General features: G+C 60.2%; 16 protein-coding genes. 8 read left to right on the top strand and 8 right to left on the bottom strand.

The window, feature by feature from the left end:
- Window positions 1-47: 47 nt before the first annotated feature.
- The 3 genes from AC4ANK_RS05800 to AC4ANK_RS05790 are packed head-to-tail and all read right to left on the bottom strand — an operon-like array spanning window position 48 to window position 3,762.
- Complete coding sequence (locus tag AC4ANK_RS05800; RefSeq protein ID WP_002555242.1) at window positions 48-2,249, bottom strand: xanthine dehydrogenase family protein molybdopterin-binding subunit; 2,202 nt, start codon at window positions 2,247-2,249, stop codon at window positions 48-50.
- Entirely contained in the window at window positions 2,246-3,235 is a 990-nt protein-coding gene (locus tag AC4ANK_RS05795) for an FAD binding domain-containing protein (RefSeq protein ID WP_002555243.1), read from the bottom strand. Before AC4ANK_RS05795 ends, AC4ANK_RS05800 begins: the two co-directional genes overlap by 4 nt.
- Complete coding sequence (locus AC4ANK_RS05790) at window positions 3,232-3,762, bottom strand: (2Fe-2S)-binding protein (protein WP_002555244.1); 531 nt, start codon at window positions 3,760-3,762, stop codon at window positions 3,232-3,234. The genes AC4ANK_RS05795 and AC4ANK_RS05790 overlap by 4 nt, the downstream gene beginning before the upstream one ends.
- 264 nt (window positions 3,763-4,026) lie before the next feature.
- Here AC4ANK_RS05790 and AC4ANK_RS05785 point away from each other — a divergent pair, with 264 nt between their 5' ends.
- The 5 genes from AC4ANK_RS05785 (at window position 4,027) to AC4ANK_RS05765 (ending at window position 9,978) form a co-directional block, all read left to right on the top strand.
- Window positions 4,027-5,322, top strand: coding sequence for an NCS2 family permease (locus AC4ANK_RS05785; RefSeq protein WP_002555245.1), 1,296 nt, complete (start codon window positions 4,027-4,029; stop codon window positions 5,320-5,322).
- The gene (gene trmA / locus AC4ANK_RS05780) at window positions 5,319-6,404 is read left to right on the top strand and encodes a tRNA (uridine(54)-C5)-methyltransferase TrmA (protein WP_460383427.1); all 1,086 of its coding nucleotides are present in this window, start codon (window positions 5,319-5,321) and stop codon (window positions 6,402-6,404) included. The genes AC4ANK_RS05785 and trmA overlap by 4 nt, the downstream gene beginning before the upstream one ends.
- A 269-nt stretch (window positions 6,405-6,673) precedes the next feature.
- Window positions 6,674-7,957 (top strand): MFS transporter, encoded by a 1,284-nt coding sequence (locus tag AC4ANK_RS05775; protein WP_002555247.1) that lies wholly within the window; start codon window positions 6,674-6,676, stop codon window positions 7,955-7,957.
- A gap of 136 nt (window positions 7,958-8,093) precedes the next feature.
- The gene (gene ypfJ / locus AC4ANK_RS05770) at window positions 8,094-8,984 is read left to right on the top strand and encodes a KPN_02809 family neutral zinc metallopeptidase (RefSeq protein ID WP_002555248.1); all 891 of its coding nucleotides are present in this window, start codon (window positions 8,094-8,096) and stop codon (window positions 8,982-8,984) included.
- Window positions 8,985-8,988: 4 nt separating this feature from the next.
- Window positions 8,989-9,978 (top strand): hypothetical protein, encoded by a 990-nt coding sequence (locus tag AC4ANK_RS05765; protein WP_002555249.1) that lies wholly within the window; start codon window positions 8,989-8,991, stop codon window positions 9,976-9,978.
- A gap of 240 nt (window positions 9,979-10,218) precedes the next feature.
- Here AC4ANK_RS05765 and AC4ANK_RS05760 read toward each other — a convergent pair whose 3' ends face one another.
- From AC4ANK_RS05760 to AC4ANK_RS05750, 3 genes are all read right to left on the bottom strand, one after another.
- Window positions 10,219-10,809, bottom strand: coding sequence for an HAD family hydrolase (locus AC4ANK_RS05760; RefSeq protein ID WP_031596697.1), 591 nt, complete (start codon window positions 10,807-10,809; stop codon window positions 10,219-10,221).
- Window positions 10,806-11,675, bottom strand: a complete 870-nt coding sequence (gene tesB / locus AC4ANK_RS05755) for an acyl-CoA thioesterase II (RefSeq protein WP_005733652.1) — start codon at window positions 11,673-11,675, stop codon at window positions 10,806-10,808. Before tesB ends, AC4ANK_RS05760 begins: the two co-directional genes overlap by 4 nt.
- Before the next feature lie 139 nt (window positions 11,676-11,814).
- Window positions 11,815-12,384: a GNAT family N-acetyltransferase gene (locus AC4ANK_RS05750; RefSeq protein WP_460383431.1), complete on the bottom strand. Its 570-nt coding sequence runs from the start codon at window positions 12,382-12,384 to the stop codon at window positions 11,815-11,817.
- A gap of 120 nt (window positions 12,385-12,504) precedes the next feature.
- Between AC4ANK_RS05750 and AC4ANK_RS05745 the strand changes: the two genes are divergently transcribed.
- Window positions 12,505-13,422 (top strand): histone deacetylase family protein, encoded by a 918-nt coding sequence (locus tag AC4ANK_RS05745; RefSeq protein WP_002555253.1) that lies wholly within the window; start codon window positions 12,505-12,507, stop codon window positions 13,420-13,422.
- 106 nt (window positions 13,423-13,528) lie between these two features.
- Window positions 13,529-14,767, top strand: a complete 1,239-nt coding sequence (locus AC4ANK_RS05740; protein WP_002555254.1) for a TIGR03862 family flavoprotein — start codon at window positions 13,529-13,531, stop codon at window positions 14,765-14,767.
- Between the two features lie 223 nt (window positions 14,768-14,990).
- Here the strand turns inward: AC4ANK_RS05740 and rhlE1 are convergent, their stop codons facing one another.
- Together rhlE1 and yedA are read right to left on the bottom strand one after the other, a co-directional pair.
- A complete protein-coding gene (gene rhlE1 / locus AC4ANK_RS05735; protein WP_002555255.1) occupies window positions 14,991-16,319 on the bottom strand; it encodes an RNA helicase RhlE1 in 1,329 nt (442 codons plus the stop codon).
- Between the two features lie 62 nt (window positions 16,320-16,381).
- A complete protein-coding gene (yedA, locus tag AC4ANK_RS05730; RefSeq protein ID WP_031596701.1) occupies window positions 16,382-17,296 on the bottom strand; it encodes a drug/metabolite exporter YedA in 915 nt (304 codons plus the stop codon).
- A gap of 167 nt (window positions 17,297-17,463) precedes the next feature.
- On the opposite strand from yedA, the gene AC4ANK_RS05725 reads away from it, so the two are divergent.
- A complete protein-coding gene (locus AC4ANK_RS05725) occupies window positions 17,464-17,931 on the top strand; it encodes an Lrp/AsnC family transcriptional regulator (protein ID WP_002555257.1) in 468 nt (155 codons plus the stop codon).
- The last annotated feature ends 3 nt before the right edge of the window (window positions 17,932-17,934 follow it).

The following is a 17,934-nucleotide window of genomic DNA, read 5'->3' as shown; positions in this document are numbered from 1 at the left end:
CCAACGCAGGGCGTTGGCACGATAAGCAGTTGGATTTGCGCGCGCGATTACAACAACTTGTCCAGCGTGATCGGAAACTCGCGGATCCGCTTGCCGGTGGCGTGGTAGATCGCGTTGGCAATCGCTGCCGGTACGCCCACGATGCCGATCTCGCCGACGCCTTTGGAACCCAGCGCGTTGACGATCTCGTCGTGTTCTTCGACAAAAAGCACGTCAATGTCGCCGATATCAGCGTTAACCGGAATATGGTACTCGGCCAGGCTGTGGTTCATCGGGCGACCCAAGGTGTGATCAAGCATCGCCTCTTCCTGAAGCGCCATGCCCATCCCCCAAACAACACCGCCCAGAATCTGGCTACGCGCCATCTTCGGGTTAACCACCCGGCCCGCTGCCACGGCACTGACCACGCGATTGACCTTGATCGTACCCAGGTCCTCGTCGACCAGCACTTCGACGAATACCGCCGAGTGCGTCGCCGCTGCGTAGGCTTCACGCTTCTTGTCCGGCTCGGCATCAACTTGCACTTCAATCGCACCACTGGCTTGAAAGGCAGCCAGCTCTGCCATCGACAGCGCCTGCTCGCCCACATACAGCTTGCCCGCTTCGAAACGCACCTCATCCGGCGTGGCAGATGCGAACTGCGGATGAAGCCCTTTGGCAACTTCCAGCACCTGACGCTGCAGGGCCTGACACGCCTGCTGCACCGCTGTACCCACTGAAGACACAGTAAACGAGCCGCCCTGCAAAGGCGCGGTCGGCAACGAAGAGTCACCCAGTAGAAAGGTGACATTCTGCACATCGATGCCCGAGGCTTCAGCAGCGATCTGCGTCATCACAGTGTACGTACCCGTACCGATGTCAGTCGTGGCACTGCTGACTACTAAACTGCCATCAGCCTCAAGACGCGCCTTGGCGCTGGCTTTCATCTGCATGGCTTCCCAGACACCGCCCGCCATGCCCCAGCCGACCAGTTGGCGACCTTGACGCATGCTGCGCGGCTCGGGGTTGCGACTTTCCCAACCAAAACGCTCGGCGCCCTGGCGATAGCACTCGCGCAGCTCTTTGCTGGAGTAAGGTTTGTCTTCATTACCGTTGCGTTCGGCGTAATTGGTCAGGCGCAGGCGCACAGGGTCGATGGCCAGCGCACAGGCCAGCTCGTCCATGGCGCACTCCAGACCGATCATGCCCAATGCAGCGCCCGGCGCACGCATATCCAACGGCGTAAACACGTCCAGCGGCACCAGCTTGTAGGTCAGTTGCACGTTATCGCAGTGATAGAGCATGCCGCTCCACTCAACAACATGCTCGCTGAAGTCCTCGAATCGCGAAGTCTGGCCGATGGCTTCATGCCCAATGGCCAGCAGACGACCGTTGGCAGCCGCCCCCAGACGCAAGCGCTGCACGGTGCGCGGGCGATAGCCGAAGGTGAACATCTGTTGTCGGGTCAGGGTCAGGCGCACCGAGCGCTTCAGATGCAACGCCGCCATCACCGCCAATGGCAGCTGATATTGCGGGCGCAGGCCTGAACCGAAGGCACCGCCGACGAAGGCTGCCAGCACGCGGATCTTGTCCTTTTCCAGACCGAAGACCTTATGCAGGTAGTCCTGACAGTTCTGCGTGCCCTGGGTCTTGTCGTGAATCTGCAGGCTGCCGTCAGCCTGATACAGGACGGTGGAAGCATGCGGTTCCATCGGGTTGTGGTATTCGCTGGGCGTGCTGTAGGTCACGTCAACGCTGAGCGCAGAACTGGCCAGCTCACCCTCGAAGTTGCCACGCGGCGGCGGCAGTTCGGCAGGCGCGTCATGGGCAGTGTCGAGCATGACCTGCAAATCGGTCTCGTGAGCCTGCTGTTCATATTCGATACGCACCAGCGAACCGGCGTGCCGTGCCAGCTCCAGCGTATCGGCAACGACCAGCGCAAGCGGCTGGCCGCTGTACATAACGTTGTCGTTGTAAAAAGGCCGAAACGGCGAACCGTCGGCCGAGTCAGCGTCTTCGTAGTTTTCGTCGTAGCTGGCCACTGAAGGACGATTGGTATGGTCGATGACGGCGACGACACCCGCGACTTTCAACGCCTCGCTGGTATCGATGCTGACGACGCGACCGTTGGCGATGGTGCTGGAGACCACGCTGGCATACAGCAGCCCTTCTTCAGGGTACTCACCGGCGTAGCGCGCGCCGCCTGTCACTTTCAGTCGGCCGTCGACGCGGTCTACCGGCTTGCCCATTGGCGAAAATGGCTGGTTCATCGGGCGCTTCCTCCTGTTGCGGCATCGCTCAAGGCGCGAATGATCGCGCGGCGGGCCAGCCTGACTTTGAAACCGTTGTGCTCCAGAGGCCTGGCATCTTCAAGCATGGCGTCTGCCACAGCGGCGAAGTGCTCGCGAGTGACCGGTTTACCGATCAACAATGCCTCGACCGCTTTGTCGCGCCACGGCTTGTGCGCGACGCCACCCAGCGCCAGACGCACGTCGCGTACCACGTCACCGTCCAGATCAATGGCAGCAGCGACCGATATCAGGGCAAACGCATAGGATGCGCGATCACGAATCTTCAGATAAGCGTTGTGACTGGCAAAGCCCTGTGCAGGCAGCTCGACCGCGATGATCAACTCATCATCGGCCAATTGGTTGTCGCGTTGCGGCGCATCACCCGGCAGGCGGTGGAAATCCGCGAACTCGATGGTGCGGCGACCGGCACGTCCTTCGACATGCACCACAGCCTCCAGCGCAGCAAGGGCCACGCACATGTCGGATGGATGCGTGGCGACACATTCGTCACTGGCACCGAGGATTGCGTGAATACGGTTCAGACCTTCACGCGCCGGGCAGCCGCTGCCCGGTTCACGCTTGTTGCACGGCACACCGGTGTCATAGAAGTAATAGCAACGGGTCCGTTGCAACAGGTTGCCGCCAGTGCTGGCCATATTGCGCAACTGTGGCGAGGCACCGGCCAGGACGGCTTTGCTCAGCAACGGGTACCGTGCCTCGATCAACGGGTGATACGCCAGGTCGGCATTACTCACCAGGGCGCCGATCATCAGTCCGCCAGAAGCCGTTTCGCTGACCTTCCTTAATGGCAGGCCGGTGATATCGATCAAATGTTCAGGCGTTGCGACGTTTTCTTTCATCAGGTCGAGCAGGTTGGTGCCGCCAGCAATGAAACGCGTGGCAGGCCCGCTCAGGTTGACCGCTGCGGTGATGTCGGTCGGCTTGCTGTAGGTAAACGGATTCATGCGTTCACCTCCGGCTTCGGCGCTGCATTGTGAAACTGTGGCAAGGCCTCTTCGACCGCCGCAAGAATATTGCTGTACGCACCGCAGCGGCACAGGTTACCGCTCATCAGTTCCTGGATCTCGGCACGCGTGCTGGCGCGCCCCTCGTTGGCCAGCCCGACAGCCGAGCAGATCTGCCCGGGCGTGCAATAGCCACACTGGAACGCATCGTTCTTGATGAACGCCTGCTGCATTGGATGCAACTGATCGCCGTCGGCAAGACCTTCAATGGTGGTCAGTTCGGCGCCGTCGCACATGATCGCCAACGTCAGGCAGGCATTGATGCGCGTACCGTCACGCAGTACGGTACATGCACCACACTGGCCGTGGTCGCAGCCTTTCTTGGTGCCGACCAGGTCGAGCTGATCACGCAGCAGATCCAGCAGGGTGGTCCAGGGCAGCACGTCCAGCTGGCGCTGCTGCCCGTTCAGGGTAAGAGAAATCGCGTGGGTCGCGAAATCCTTCGGGTTCGGGGTCGTTGCACTCATGGAAACCTCACGGTAGGCGTTCGCTTAGCGCATTTTTATGCGTCTTAAGGGGTCGGACTTCGTGAGGTTTGCAACGTTCAGGCTTTCTTGATGAGCGCACTTGTCATCGAAAGGCCCTTATCCACAGGCAGCCATCCTGACCCGCTGCTGGTATGATGCGCGGCTTTTTCCGACCCGCAGAAATCAAACGGGCTGCCTCGCAGTCTGTGCTTTGCTGTTGGAGTCGATCATTCACGACGCGCGCCGCGTCACGGAGAGCCAGACATGCTGGAAAGGCTGTTTCAACTCAAGGCACACAACACCAACGTGCGGACCGAGATTCTCGCGGGCGTCACGACTTTCCTGGCGATGGCCTACATCCTGTTCGTCAACCCGAGCATCCTCGGCGAAACCGGCATGGACAAGGGCGCGGTATTCGTCGCCACCTGCCTGGCAGCCGCCATCGGCTCGACGGTGATGGGGCTGATCGCCAACTACCCGATCGCCCTCGCACCGGGCATGGGCCTGAACGCCTTCTTTACCTACACCGTGGTCCTGCACATGGGTCACAGCTGGCAGGTCGCGCTGGGTGCAGTGTTCATCTCGGCGGTGATGTTCTTCATTCTGTCGATCTTTCGCATCCGTGAATGGATCATCAACAGCATCCCTCTGCCCCTGCGTTCGGCCATTGCCGCTGGTATCGGCCTGTTTCTGGCACTGATCGCCCTGCATAACGCCGGAATCGTGGTCAGCAACCCGGCCACCATCATTGGCATGGGCGACCTCAAGCAGCCTGCTCCGGTGCTGGCTACCCTGGGCTTCTTTCTGATCGTGGCGCTGGACCACCTCAAAGTGCGCGGCGCGGTGCTGATCGGCATCCTCGCGGTCACCCTGGTGTCCATCGTGCTGGGCTTCACGCCGTTTGGAGGTGTGGTGTCGATGCCGCCTTCGCTGGCACCGACCTTCATGCAGCTGGACATCATGGGCGCGCTGGACGTTGGTCTGGTGAGCATCATCTTCGCCTTCCTGTTCGTCGATATTTTCGATAACTCCGGCACCCTGATCGGCGTGGCCAAACGCGCCGGGCTGATGGGCAAGGACGGGCACATGCCGAAAATGGGCCGTGCGCTGATCGCCGACAGTACTGCCGCGATGGCCGGTTCCCTGCTGGGCACCTCGACCACCACCAGCTACATCGAGTCGGCTGCGGGCGTCAGCGCGGGTGGCCGCACCGGTCTTACCGCCGTAGTGGTCGCCGTGCTGTTCCTGCTGGCGCTGTTCTTCGCCCCGCTGGCCGGCAGCGTGCCCGCCTTTGCCACCGCACCGGCGCTGCTGTTCGTCGCCGTGCTGATGGCGTCCGGCATGGCTGAAATCGACTGGGACGACATCACCGTCGCAGCGCCGGTGGTGATTACCGCTCTGGCGATGCCGTTCACCTACTCCATTGCCAACGGCATTGCCTTTGGTTTCATTTCCTGGACAGCGATCAAGCTGTTGTCAGGACGCTGGCGCGAGCTGAATTCCGCGCTGGTGATCCTGTCGATCCTGTTCGTGATCAAGCTGGGCTGGCTCAACGCATGAGTGTTCCTTTCGACCCTGCGAGCTACGACCGTCAGCTCGAAGAAAAAACCGTTCGCCTGCGCGAGTTGCTGGCGCCGTTCGATGCACCTGAGCCGCAGGTGTTTGATTCACCGCGCGAGTACTATCGGCTGCGCGCCGAATTTCGCCTGTGGCGCGAAGACCAAAAGCGTTATTACGCGATGTTCGCGCCGGGCGACAACAGGACACCGATCCTGCTGGAAGGCCTGCCGATCGCCAGCGAGCGCATCAACGCGCTGATGCCGGTGCTGCGCGAGCGCTGGGAAGCCAGCCCGACGTTGAATCACAAGCTGTTTCAGGTGGACTTCCTGACCACGCTGGCGGGTGATGCGATGATCACCATGTGCTATCACCGCCCGCTGGACGCTGAATGGCAAGCCGCTGCCGAGCAATTGGCGGCTGAGCTGAACGTGAGCCTGATCGGTCGTTCCAAGGGCCAGAAGCTGATCATCGGCCAGGACTACGTGACCGAGAAGCTCGACGTGGCTGGCCACACCTTCAGCTACCGCCAACCGGAAGGCGCTTTCACCCAGCCCAACGGCACGGTGAACGGCAAGATGCTCAACTGGGCCTTTGATGCGCTGGGCGAGCGGCAAGACGACCTGCTGGAGTTGTACTGCGGCAATGGCAACTTCACCCTGCCGCTGGCCACCCGCGTGCGCAAGGTGCTGGCGACCGAAATCAGCAAGACCTCGGTCAACGCGGCGCTGAGCAACCTGGATGACAACGGCGTGGACAACGTCACGCTGGTGCGCCTGTCAGCCGAAGAACTGACCGAAGCCCTTAATGAAGTGCGCCCGTTCCGCCGTCTGCACGGTGTGGACCTGAAGAGCTACGACTTCGGCAGCGTCTTCGTCGACCCGCCACGCGCCGGCATGGACCCGGACACCTGCGAACTGACGCGCCGCTTCGAGCGCATTTTGTACATCTCCTGCAACCCGGAAACCCTGGCCGCCAACATCGGCCAGTTGCACGACACCCACCGGGTCGAGCGCTGCGCCCTGTTCGACCAGTTTCCGTACACCCACCACATGGAATCGGGTGTACTGCTGGTTCGCCGTTGAAGCTCCCCGGACGCCACTATCGTGCGACGCGGAGCGTCACCCAAGGCATTCCCAAGCTGGAACGTGAGGAACGATTATCTCGACTATCGTGCGGCGCTCTGCGTCGCATGCCGTTCCGGACGCTCCGCGTCCTATCCTGTACATGCGGCGCGGCGCAGATTCTTTCATACCCGTCACGGCGAAACTGTCAGAATATTTATTAGCTTCCTATCGATACGCTAAGGTATAAACCGAAAACGTGAATTAGCCGCTTCAATGGGATCCCTTTCTTGAGCTCTGAGTCTTCCGCCTCCCCTGCCCCGGTCAAGTTGTCCAGCCAGCCCGGTTTCGTCAGTTTTATCCTCTCGCGCCTGATGGCTGTGTTTGCCATGCAGATTCAGGCAGTGGTGGTCGCCTGGCAGGTCTATGACATGACCCGCGAGCCAATGGCACTGGCGTATGTCGGCCTTGCTCAGTTTATTCCCATGTTGCTGCTGTTGATGCCTGCCGGGGACCTGATCGACCGCTACAACCGCAAGGTCATCCTGATGATCAGTTGGGGCGTGCAGGCGTTCTGCGGCACCATTCTGTTTGTGTTTTCGGCCCTCAAGCTGCAAGACCTGCGGCTTATCTACGCCGCGCTGATGCTATACGGCTGCGCCCGCGCCTTCACCGGCCCGGCCCTGCAAAGCCTGCTGCCACAGATTGTCCCGCGTGACCAACTGCCTTCGGCCATTGCCACCAACAGTGTGATCATGCGCTGTTCGACCGTTGGCGGCCCGCTGATCGGCGGCTATCTGTATTGGCTGGGCGGCGCAGAACTGACGTATTCAGTCTGCGTGGCAGCATTCATAGCTGGCATCCTGTTTCTGGCCCCTGTAGCGACGCCCTTTGCCGGCAAGCCAGTGGAACTTGGCTCCAGCGCCTGGGGCCGGTTCACCGCGGGAATTGCCTTCATCCGCTCGCGACCGATCATCCTCGGCACCATTTCGCTGGACCTGTTCGCCGTGCTGCTCGGCGGCGTGGTGGCGCTGCTGCCGATTTACGCCCATGAAGTGCTGAATCTGGGCCCCCAAGGGCTGGGCATGCTGCGTGCGTCGATGAGCCTGGGCGAGCTGGGCGTCGGTATTTACCTGAGCATGCACCCGCTGCAGCGCAACGTCGGCATGACCATGTTTATTGCCGTCGGCCTGTTCGGCGTAGCGAATCTGGTGTTTGCACTGTCGACACTGTTCTGGCTGTCGTGCCCGGCCCTGCTGGTCGCGGGCGCGGCGGACATGGTCAGCGTGTTCATTCGCTCTGCGCTGGTGCAGTTTTCGACGCCGGACAACATGCGCGGCCGGGTCAATGCCGTGAACATGCTGTTTATCGGTTCATCCAATGAGCTGGGCGAGTTTCGCGCAGGCACCAGCGCCTCGCTGGTCGGCGCCATACCTGCGGCAATCATGGGTGGCGTCTGCACATTGGGCGTGGTCGGCGCATGGATGACGTGCTTCAAATCACTGCGGCAGGTCGACCGTTTTGCCGATGCGTCGCCGCCTGACATGTTGCAGGCGCAGCCCGTGAAAAGCTAGACACGGACTTCCCGAACCAATCGGCTCTCTCGCACCTCTATACCCTCGCATCCTGCACACGCTGGCCGGACCGCCAGACTGGCGCAGACCTGTATCAGCAGCGACACTCATTGCACGAAAAGAAGAGGGATCCGACATGCTCTGGAAAAAAGGCCGACGTAGCGACAACGTAGTCGATGCGCGCGATGGCGGCAGCAGTGGCGGCGGCGGTGGCATGCGCATCGGTGGCAAGGGGCTGGGCCTGGGCGGCATTGTGATCATCGTTGCCATCGGCCTGCTGACCGGTCAGGACCCGATGCAGATTCTCGGGCAACTGACCGGGCAAGGCACCGAGCAAAGCGCTCCACCCAGCGCGCAAACGCGTCAGGCGCCACCGGCCAACGACCAGCAAGCCGAATTCGTGCGCAGCATCCTCGGCGATACCGAAGACACCTGGCGTGCTGTGTTTGCTCAGAACGGTCGCGAGTACAAGGACCCGACGCTGGTGCTGTTCAGCGGCCAGGTCAACTCGGCTTGCGGTCGCGCCACCTCGGCGACCGGCCCGTTCTACTGCCCGGCTGACCAGCAGGTCTATCTGGACATGGACTTCTTCCGCGAAATGGCCCAACGCTTTTCCGCCGCTGGAGACTTCGCCCAGGCTTACGTGATTGCCCACGAAGTCGGGCACCATGTGCAGACCCTGCTGGGCATTTCTGCCAAGGTCGACAAGGCTCGTCAGGCCGGGCAAAAAATGGAAGGTGCCAACGGTTTACTGGTCCGCCAGGAGCTTCAGGCGGACTGCTTTGCAGGTGTTTGGGCGTACAACGCACAAAATCGTTTGAACTGGCTTGAGCCGGGTGATATTGAAGAGGCATTGAATGCGGCCAACGCTATCGGCGATGATCGCTTGCAACAGCAAAGCAGTGGTCGAGTCGCTCCGGACTCCTTTACTCATGGGACGTCTGCCCAGCGTGTACGCTGGTTCAAGGCAGGCTTTGCCCAAGGCCAAATCAATCAATGCGATACATTCGCCGCCAAGAGTCTCTGAACACATGATTAAACCGCTTCTGGTCCTGTTGTTGAGCACTGCCTTCGCGAGCCTCGGGGCGCATGCCGAGGATCAAGCGGTTACGTCTATCAGTCCGGATCGCCTGGCCATCAATGGTGCAGAGGCGACACTGGGGCTTAGCCAGGAATGGGTACACCCCAAGCCGAAGATCGAGCGCGCGGTGATCGTGCTGCACGGCCGCCTGCGTAATGCGCAAACCTACCTGCGCAGCATCGAACGTGCTGCCAATCAATCCAAAGAGCGCAGCAAGACCTTGCTGATCGCCCCGCAATTTCTGGATGAGAAGGACATTGTCGCGCATCACCTGCCGGAGTCGATTCTGCGCTGGCGCCAGAACAGCTGGATGGAAGGCGCAACCGCCACCAATCCCAAGCCCGTCAGTTCGTTTCTGGTCCTGGACCATATCCTCAAGCGTCTGAGCGACAGCAAGCTGTTCCCGAATCTCAAAGAAGTGGTCATTGCCGGGCATTCCGGTGGTGCCCAGGTGGTGCAGCGCTACGCGATGATCGGCGGCAAGGAAGATGCTCTGCTGCAGCGGGAAGGCGTGAAGCTGCGTTATGTGATTGCCAACCCGTCGTCCTATGCCTATTTCGACGCAGAGCGGCCTGAACCGGTAACGGCGCAGAGCTGCCCTGATTTCGACGAGTGGAAATACGGTCTGAACAAGATGCCGTTCTATTCGGGAAAGGAAAAGCCGGCTGACATCGAGAAGAATTACGTGAAGCGCGACATCACTTACCTGATGGGCGAGCTGGACACCGACCGCAACCACCCGGCGCTGGACAAGACCTGTGCCGCCGAAGCGCAAGGTCCCTACCGCCTGATTCGCGGACAGAACTACTTCAACTATCTGCAGAAGCGTCACCCGGAAGGGCTGAACCAGCGTCTGGTGATCGTGCCGAAAGTCGGCCACAACGGCGACGGGATCTTCACTTCACCGGAAGGCCAGGCGGTGCTGTTCAAGCCGTTTTGAGTGATAGGGATATAACTATCGTCCCCACGCTCCGCGTTCAACGCTACATACAAGTCCGCTTTTGATTCTGGCCGGAGGCCGTGGGAGCGAACTTGTTCGCGAAAGGGTCAACATAATCGTCGAAAATGCATCGACTGAAATACCGTCTTCGCGAGCAATGCGGATCGCCGCCCCGGTCGCTCCCACAAACACTTGTGGATAACGGTGAGCGCTCCGCATTGGCACGGTAGGCAGCCCAGATCACCCCAACATCCCGCGCAGCACTGTGCAATCCTCCGCATGCCAGTCAGTCAGCTCCGGCCAGGGGTTGTCCTTCAGGTTGACCAGAACAGTCTTGGCGCCCGCCGCACGGCCGCAGTTCAGGTCATGCATGTAGTCGCCGATCATGACCATCTTCTCCGGCTCGACACTCCAGCGAGCGGCCAGCGTCAGCAAACCCGCCGGATCCGGCTTGGGGGTCGCTTCGTCGCGGCCCAGTACATCCTCGACAGCAAAGCAGTCAGCGAGGCCGATGGCTTTCAAGGTGATGTACGCGAGCTCTTGAGCGTTGCGGGTCAGTATTCCCAACCGATAGCCGCGCGCCGACAACTCACGAACCAGCTCGACCGCGCCCTCGGCAGGCTGCGAAGCCAGCGCCAGATCGCGCTCGTGCTCAAGCAGCCAGGCGTGTTTGGCCGCCGATTCCTCAGCGGGCAACGCGGCAAGATGCCACAGAATGTCGTCGTCCTGAAGGATGCCCAGTTCACGCTTGATTGCCGGGAAGTCGTGGACCGGGATGGTCAGGGTGCCATCCATGTCAAACACCCAGTGCTGTATGCCGTCGAGTGTCATGCCCAATCCTTGCGATGGCGGATCAGCCCTTCCTGGCTGACCGATGCAACCAGTTGCCCGGCGCGGTTGAAGATACTGCCGCGTGAGAAACCGCGGGAGTTGCCTGCCCAGGGACTGTCCATTGCATAGAGCAGCCAGTCATCGGTGCGCAGGTCGTTGTGGAACCACAGCGAGTGATCGAGGCTGGCGACCTGCATATCGCGCTGCCAGACCGTCTTGCCATGCGGCCGTAACGAAGTGGTCAGCAGGTTGAAGTCGGAGGCATAAGCCAGCATGTAACGATGCAGCGCCTGCATGTCCGACAGGCTGCCATCGGCGCGAAACCACACGTACTTCACCGGCTCGCCTGGCTTGGGATCGTACGGGTCTTCGGATGTCACGGGGCGGAACTGAATCGGTTTGGGGCGCAGAAACTTGTCGTGCATCGCTTCGGGGATCAGGTGTGCTCGGCCCGTCAGCAGCTCTAGCTCGGACGGCAGGTTTTCCGGACCGACAATCTGCGGCATCGACGCCTGGTGCTCAAAGCCCTCTTCGTCGTACTGAAAAGAGGCGCTGCACGTGAAAATCGGCTTGCCCTTCTGAATGGCAGTCACACGGCGCGTGCTGAAACTGCCGCCGTCGCGCACGCGGTCCACTTGATAGACCACCGGCAGGCCTGCATCGCCAGGGCGCAGAAAATAGCCGTGCAGCGAGTGAACGTGGCGATCCTCTTCGACGGTCTGACTGGCGGCAGACAACGACTGCCCCAGCACCTGACCGCCAAACAGCTGGCGAAAACCCAGGTCCTGGCTGCGGCCGCGAAAAAGATTCTCTTCAATGGCTTCCAGCGTCAGCAACTCAACCAGATCATCCAGCACTTGGCTCATTCTCACTCCTCTTGCACATCGACTCTGCACTTTTACGGCAACGGCAGTCGCTGCATTTTCCGACAGGCCTCTGGCCCATCCCACTGGAATGGAATGATACAGATTTAAGATGGTTGGCTTAATTCAATCTACACCCTGATCAAGGCTTCAGCGTCCTGAGCCACTGCTCATGGCTGATCCGGTACAGCACGTGCGGCTTGAGCGGATGGCCGTCATCCAGATTGGGATGATCGAAGTTGCCGGACTCATCCTGCTGCATACCGATTGCCTGCATAACTTTTTGCGACGGCTGATTATTGACCGCGGTAAACGACACGATCTCCTTCAAATTCAGGCGCTCGAAACCACAGCCCAGCGCGGTCCATGCCGCCTCGCTGGCAAAGCCCAGGCCCCAGTGGTCATAAGCCAGCCGCCAGCCGATTTCCACGGCCGGCGTAAAAGGTGCCTTGAAACCCACAACATGCAGACCGGTAAAACCGATGAATTCGCCGGTATCCTTACGCTCCAGCGCCCAAAACCCGAAGCCCAATTCGGCAAAATGACCACGTAACCGTCCGATCATGGCGGCGCTTTCAAGACGGCTCAGCGGTTCGGGGAAATAACGCATCACGCTCGGGTCCGCGCACATCTCGGCGAATGCTGGCAAGTCATCGTCGCGCCACTGCCGCATCAGCAGCCGGGCGCTGTCTAGCTTGAGTATCGGTTCCATCGATTCCCCCGTGTAACGAGACATGAGTGGGCGTCAGTGTAGTTATCCACTACGCCAGACAACTGGGCGTGCGCATGCTTTGCTGGCACTATCGGGCTTCGACCTGTCAACGGACGCAAAATGTCCCTACCGCTTATCTACCATGAAGACTACAGCCCGGACTTCCCGGCAGATCACCGCTTCCCGATGGACAAGTTCCGTCTGTTACGTGACTACCTGGTCGACAGCGGCCTGACCAGTGACGTTCAATTAATGCGTCCCGAGTTATGCCCGGCGGACATTCTGGCGCTGGCTCATGACCCGTCCTACATCAGCCGCTACCTTAATGGCGACCTGTCCCGTGAAGACCAGCGGCGTCTGGGCCTGCCCTGGAGCGAGGCGCTGGCACGTCGCACGGTTCGTGCCGTGGGTGGTTCGTTACTGACTGCCGAGCAGGCCTTGAAGCACGGTATGGCTTGCCACTTGGCGGGCGGCACCCATCATGCGCACTATGATTACCCGGCCGGTTTCTGCATTTTCAACGACCTGGCAGTGATCAGTCAGTACCTGTTGCAAAGCGGCCGCGTGGACAAGGTGCTGATCTTCGACTGCGATGTGCATCAAGGCGACGGTACCGCACGTATTCTGGCCGATACCGAAGACGCCATTACCGTCTCGCTGCACTGCGAAAAGAATTTCCCGGCACGCAAGGCGCAGAGCGACTGGGATATCCCGCTGCCGATGGGGATGGGCGACGCCGATTACCTCAACGTGGTCGACGATCTGCTCAACTACCTCTTGCCGTTCTACAAGCCGGATCTTGTGCTGTATGACGCAGGAGTGGACGTTCACAAGGATGATGCGCTGGGCTATCTGCAACTGACCGATCAGGGCGTGGCCAATCGCGACGAAGCCGTGTTGCGTCATTGCCTGAGCCGCGACATTCCGGTCATGGGCGTGATCGGCGGCGGCTACAGCAAGGACCGTCAGGCGCTGGCAAGACGCCACGGGATCCTGCATCACAGTGCGCAACGGGTCTGGGACGACATGGGCTTATGACAACGCGTTGCGCCTCATCGCAATTGCAGCCAATGAGTTGCACCACATCTGAAAACAACGCTCGGGTAGAATGCCCGCATCTTCTGCTATCAATACTTCACTGACCATGACCGACCTCGCCTCTCCTGCTTCCCGAACCGTCGCCATTATCGGAGGCGGCCCTGCGGGGTTGATGGCAGCAGAGGTGTTGAGCCAGGCAGGGCTGAACGTCGATCTGTATGACACCATGCCCTCAGTAGGGCGCAAGTTTCTGCTGGCCGGGGTTGGCGGCATGAACATAACGCACTCCGAGCCCTACCCGGCTTTTTTGTCGCGCTACGCTGAACGTTCGCCGATGATCGCGCCTTTTTTGCGTAGTTTTAGTGCCGATCAGCTGTGCCAGTGGATTCATGCGCTGGGTATCGAGACGTTTGTCGGCAGCTCGGGCCGTGTTTTCCCCACTGACATGAAAGCCGCCCCGCTACTACGCGCCTGGCTCAAGCGGCTGCGTGATGCGGGCGTCACGATCCATACCCGTCACCGCTGGCTGGGATGGAACCCCGATGGCAGCCTGCGCATTGCCTGCGCTGATGGAGAAAAGGCGCTCAACCCTGCGGCCACGTTGTTGGCACTGGGCGGTGCCAGTTGGGCCCGGCTGGGGTCTGACGGGGCCTGGCTGCCATGGCTGCAAGCAAGGCAGGTCGAGGTTGCACCTCTGCAGGCCGCCAACTGTGGTTTCGAAGTGAGCGCCTGGAGCGACCTGCTGCGCGACAAGTTTGCCGGTGCACCATTGAAAAATATCGCCATGGGTCTGCATGGCCATGCCCTGCGCCTGGGCGAATGCGTGCTGACCGGGACGGGCGTGGAAGGCAGTCTGGTGTATGCACTGTCGGCGCAGATTCGTGAACAGATCAACCTTCGCGGCTCGGCGACAGTGGACATTGACCTGCTGCCCGGCAAAACGCTGACAGACATTCAAAAAGCCCTGAGCAAACCACGTGGCTCGCGCTCGATGTCCAAGCACCTGCACAGCCAATTGGGCCTGGACGGCGCAAAGGCAGCGCTTTTACGCGAGCTTGCGCCTCGTGAAGCGTTTGCCGATCCGCTGTTGTTGAGTGAAGCCATCAAGGCGTTGCCACTGCCCCTGATCAAACCACGCCCCATCGATGAGGCCATCAGCACCGCCGGTGGCGTGACCTTCGAAGCCATGGACGAGCGTCTGATGCTCAGGCAATTGCCCGGCGTGTTCTGCGCAGGCGAAATGCTCGACTGGGAAGCCCCTACAGGCGGCTACCTGCTGACCGCCTGCTTCGCCAGTGGCCGCGCTGCGGGGCTGGGGATGGTGGAGTGGCTGAACTCACAGTGATTCCTGTGCGTATGCTCTGCACTCAGCGTTATACATAAACCCTTTCTGTGGGAATTTGTTCGCGAAGGCTATATTCCAAACGCAGCAAATTCGTCGACTGCGCTGCCCTCTTCGCGAACAAGTTCGCTCCCACAAAGCCCACGGATAACCTGTGGGAGCTTGCTCACGTTATACATAAATCCTTCTGTGGGAGCGTCGCCCGGCTCGCGCCCACATGCGTATATCAAGGCTTCTTCTTGCGCGGGCCGGTGTTGAAGACCGGCACTTTACGTATGGGTTTGACCGCTGGCGCAGGCTCTGACTCGCCGCTGTCGACCCATTTGCCCAGGTTACGTTTGCTGCCCGAGACCTTGGGCTTTTTCGGTTTCTTGGGTTTTTTCAGGATCTGGCCGCTGGCATCTGTAGTCGGCACCCGGTGCTCAGGCTCAAAGTCCTGTTCTTCCTTGCGCTCAAGCGTCTGGCGGGTCAGCACTTCGATGGCCGACAGCAGTTCGACTTCATCGGCACACACCAGCGAGATCGCCTCGCCCGTCAGGCCCGCCCGGCCGGTGCGGCCAATACGGTGGATGTAATCCTCGGCCACAATCGGCAGGTCCAGATTGACGACCGTCGGCAGATCATCGATATCCAGACCACGAGCCGCCACGTCGGTGGCAACCAGAATCTTCACTTCATTGCTCTTGAAACGATCCAGCGCACGCTGGCGAGTAGCCTGCGGCTTGTCGCCGTGAATGCCATCAGCGTTCAGACCCAGACCCTGCAAACGGTCCACTAGTTGATCAACGCCAACCCGGGTCTTGGCGAACACCAGCACCTGGCCCCAGCGATGCTTTTTCATCAGATGGATGAACAGATCAGCCTTGCGCTTCTTGTCCACGGTCACAACCCATTGCTTGACCGATGACGCCGCCACGTTGCGCGGGCTGACCTCGATGGTCAGCGGGTCATTGAGCATCTGCGCGGCCAGCAGACGAATTTCGTCGGAAAAGGTCGCGGAGAACAGCAAGGTCTGGCGCTGCTTGGGCAGTACCGCGTAGATGCCACGCAATTCCTCGGCGAAGCCCAGATCAAGCATGCGGTCGGCTTCATCAAGGATAAGAGTCTGCAACTGCGAGAACTTGACTGCATTCTGACGATGCAGGTCGAGCAGACGTCCCGGTGTCGCAACCAGCACGTCCACGCCCTTGCGCAGCTTCATCATTTGCGGGTTGATGCTCACGCCACCGTAGGCTGCGTAAGTGCTCAACGGCAGGTGCTCGGCATACTGACGAATGCTTTCGTGAACCTGATCGGCCAGTTCGCGGGTCGGGGCCAATACCAGCGCGCGAACGCAATTAGGCGCGACTTTCGGCCCTTCCATGGTCAGGCGCTGCAACAGCGGCAAGGCAAAACCTGCGGTCTTGCCGGTGCCGGTCTGGGCAGCTGCCATCAGATCGCGGCCTGCCAGTACCGGAGGAATTGCCTGGGTCTGTACAGGCGTCGGAGTCTGGTAACCGAGCGCTTCAAGAGCGCGCAGCAAGGGTTCGATCAGGCCGAGAGAGGCGAATGTCATGGAAATACCGTAGGAAAAATTCAACGCAAGGCGCGCAGTTTAACCTGTCCGGCCCGCCTCGGTTAGCTTGTGCGTGTCGATCCGACCTTTCGTACCGCCGACCTGCGCCATTGCGGCAGGCCAATCAGCACGACAGCGCTGATAATCACCACCATGGCCAGGCACTCTTCAATACCGATAGTCTCTCCCGCAAACACCACGCCAAGCATCACCGCCACTGCCGGGTTGACGTAGGCATAGCTGGTTGCGGCTGCCGGGCGCACGTTCTTGAGCAGGTACATATACGCGCTGAACGCGACGATAGAGCCAAACACCACCAGATACAGCAGCGCGCCCCAGCCCGCCGCAGTCGGCATATGCGCAAGACGCTCGCCGCTCAAAGCGCTACCGATCAGCAGCGTCGCTCCGGCAGTGATCATTTCCGCCGCACTGGCCATCGGTCCTTTGGGCAACGGCATATGCTTGCTCAATACAGAGCCGAACGCCCACGACGCAGCGGCAAAGAGCACCAGCGCAGCGCCATAAGGGCTGGCTTGCAGATTGGAGCCGAGATTCAGCAGGCCGATACCGATCAGGCCCAGCACGATGCCCGCCCACTCCAGATTAGTGGTGCGATTGCCCCAGAACAGGCCGAACAGCAAGGTAAACAGCGGCATGGTCGCCACCGCCAGCGCCGCGACGCCTGATGCAACGCCTGCGTGCTCGGCCAGCGTCACACCGCCGTTACCGCATGCCAATAGCAGGAAGCCAATCACAAACGCCGCCTTCCACTCGCGCCAGGTCGGTGCTGGCACGCCGCGATAACGCAGGAAACCGTACATCAGGCACCCGGCAATCAGAAAACGCACGCCAGCCATCATCAGCGGCGGCCATGACTCTACGCCAATACGGATGACCAGATAGGTAGAGCCCCAGATCAGGTACAAGGCCAGAAAAGCACCAATGAGCAACGGCGAAACACGAACGGACTGAGGCATGGCAAGGCTCTGGGATCATTGTTATGGTGGACCTATTGTATGAAGGCCAGATGCGGATATTAAGCAGACAAACCTGTTTAAACCGCACTGAAACTTACGATTCAATGCTTGTAAGGTCTGCTTTCCTTTTATTTTAAAATGACCCATCGCACAGCACGAGGCACGTCATGACGCTGGATAAATACGATCGGATTCTGCTCGATGAGCTGCTGAAAAATGGCCGGGCGTCTTTTGCGCAGCTGGCGAAACTGGTCAACCTGTCCGCGCCCGCCGTGGCCGAGCGGGTCGCCAAGCTTGAGGCCAGCGGCGTGATCACTGGTTATGAGGCGAAGGTCGATCTGTCAAAGGTCGGCTTGCCGATTCAATGCCTGATCGAGTTGCGCATGGGCAGTCACGGCAATCAGCAGGCGTACAAGGAGCTGTGGCAGGTCCCTGAACTGATCCAGTGTTACCGGGTGACGGGCGACCCGTGCGTGATCATGAGGGCTGCGGTGGATTCGATGCCGCACCTGGAAGACCTGATCAATCGGATCGCCAGGTTTGGCTTCAGCAAAACCTCAATCGTGCTGTCGACAGCAGTGGAGCGCAGCCTGCCGGCCGATTATCTGACCAGCAACGGCAAGCAGGAACACTAAAAG

It is taken from the genome of Pseudomonas sp. Pmew2 (assembly GCF_058129885.1).
Note: the sequence above shows the minus strand (reverse complement) of the source record. Positions and strands in the feature narration are given on the sequence as shown.

What these genes read in the sequence shown, in the direction of transcription:
- AC4ANK_RS05795 (WP_002555243.1), bottom strand. Translation starts at nt 3,235, where the DNA reads ATGAATCCGTTTACCTACAGCAAGCCGACCGACATCACCGCAGCGGTC.
- tesB (WP_005733652.1), bottom strand. Translation starts at nt 11,675, where the DNA reads ATGAGCCAAGTGCTGGATGATCTGGTTGAGTTGCTGACGCTGGAAGCC.
- rhlE1 (WP_002555255.1), bottom strand. Translation starts at nt 16,319, where the DNA reads ATGACATTCGCCTCTCTCGGCCTGATCGAACCCTTGCTGCGCGCTCTT.
- AC4ANK_RS05785 (WP_002555245.1), top strand. Translation starts at nt 4,027, where the DNA reads ATGCTGGAAAGGCTGTTTCAACTCAAGGCACACAACACCAACGTGCGG.
- AC4ANK_RS05790 (WP_002555244.1), bottom strand. Translation starts at nt 3,762, where the DNA reads ATGAGTGCAACGACCCCGAACCCGAAGGATTTCGCGACCCACGCGATT.
- AC4ANK_RS05740 (WP_002555254.1), top strand. Translation starts at nt 13,529, where the DNA reads ATGACCGACCTCGCCTCTCCTGCTTCCCGAACCGTCGCCATTATCGGA.
- yedA (WP_031596701.1), bottom strand. Translation starts at nt 17,296, where the DNA reads ATGCCTCAGTCCGTTCGTGTTTCGCCGTTGCTCATTGGTGCTTTTCTG.
- AC4ANK_RS05725 (WP_002555257.1), top strand. Translation starts at nt 17,464, where the DNA reads ATGACGCTGGATAAATACGATCGGATTCTGCTCGATGAGCTGCTGAAA.
- AC4ANK_RS05765 (WP_002555249.1), top strand. Translation starts at nt 8,989, where the DNA reads ATGATTAAACCGCTTCTGGTCCTGTTGTTGAGCACTGCCTTCGCGAGC.
- trmA (WP_460383427.1), top strand. Translation starts at nt 5,319, where the DNA reads ATGAGTGTTCCTTTCGACCCTGCGAGCTACGACCGTCAGCTCGAAGAA.
- AC4ANK_RS05745 (WP_002555253.1), top strand. Translation starts at nt 12,505, where the DNA reads ATGTCCCTACCGCTTATCTACCATGAAGACTACAGCCCGGACTTCCCG.
- ypfJ (WP_002555248.1), top strand. Translation starts at nt 8,094, where the DNA reads ATGCTCTGGAAAAAAGGCCGACGTAGCGACAACGTAGTCGATGCGCGC.
- AC4ANK_RS05750 (WP_460383431.1), bottom strand. Translation starts at nt 12,384, where the DNA reads ATGGAACCGATACTCAAGCTAGACAGCGCCCGGCTGCTGATGCGGCAG.
- AC4ANK_RS05800 (WP_002555242.1), bottom strand. Translation starts at nt 2,249, where the DNA reads ATGAACCAGCCATTTTCGCCAATGGGCAAGCCGGTAGACCGCGTCGAC.
- AC4ANK_RS05760 (WP_031596697.1), bottom strand. Translation starts at nt 10,809, where the DNA reads ATGACACTCGACGGCATACAGCACTGGGTGTTTGACATGGATGGCACC.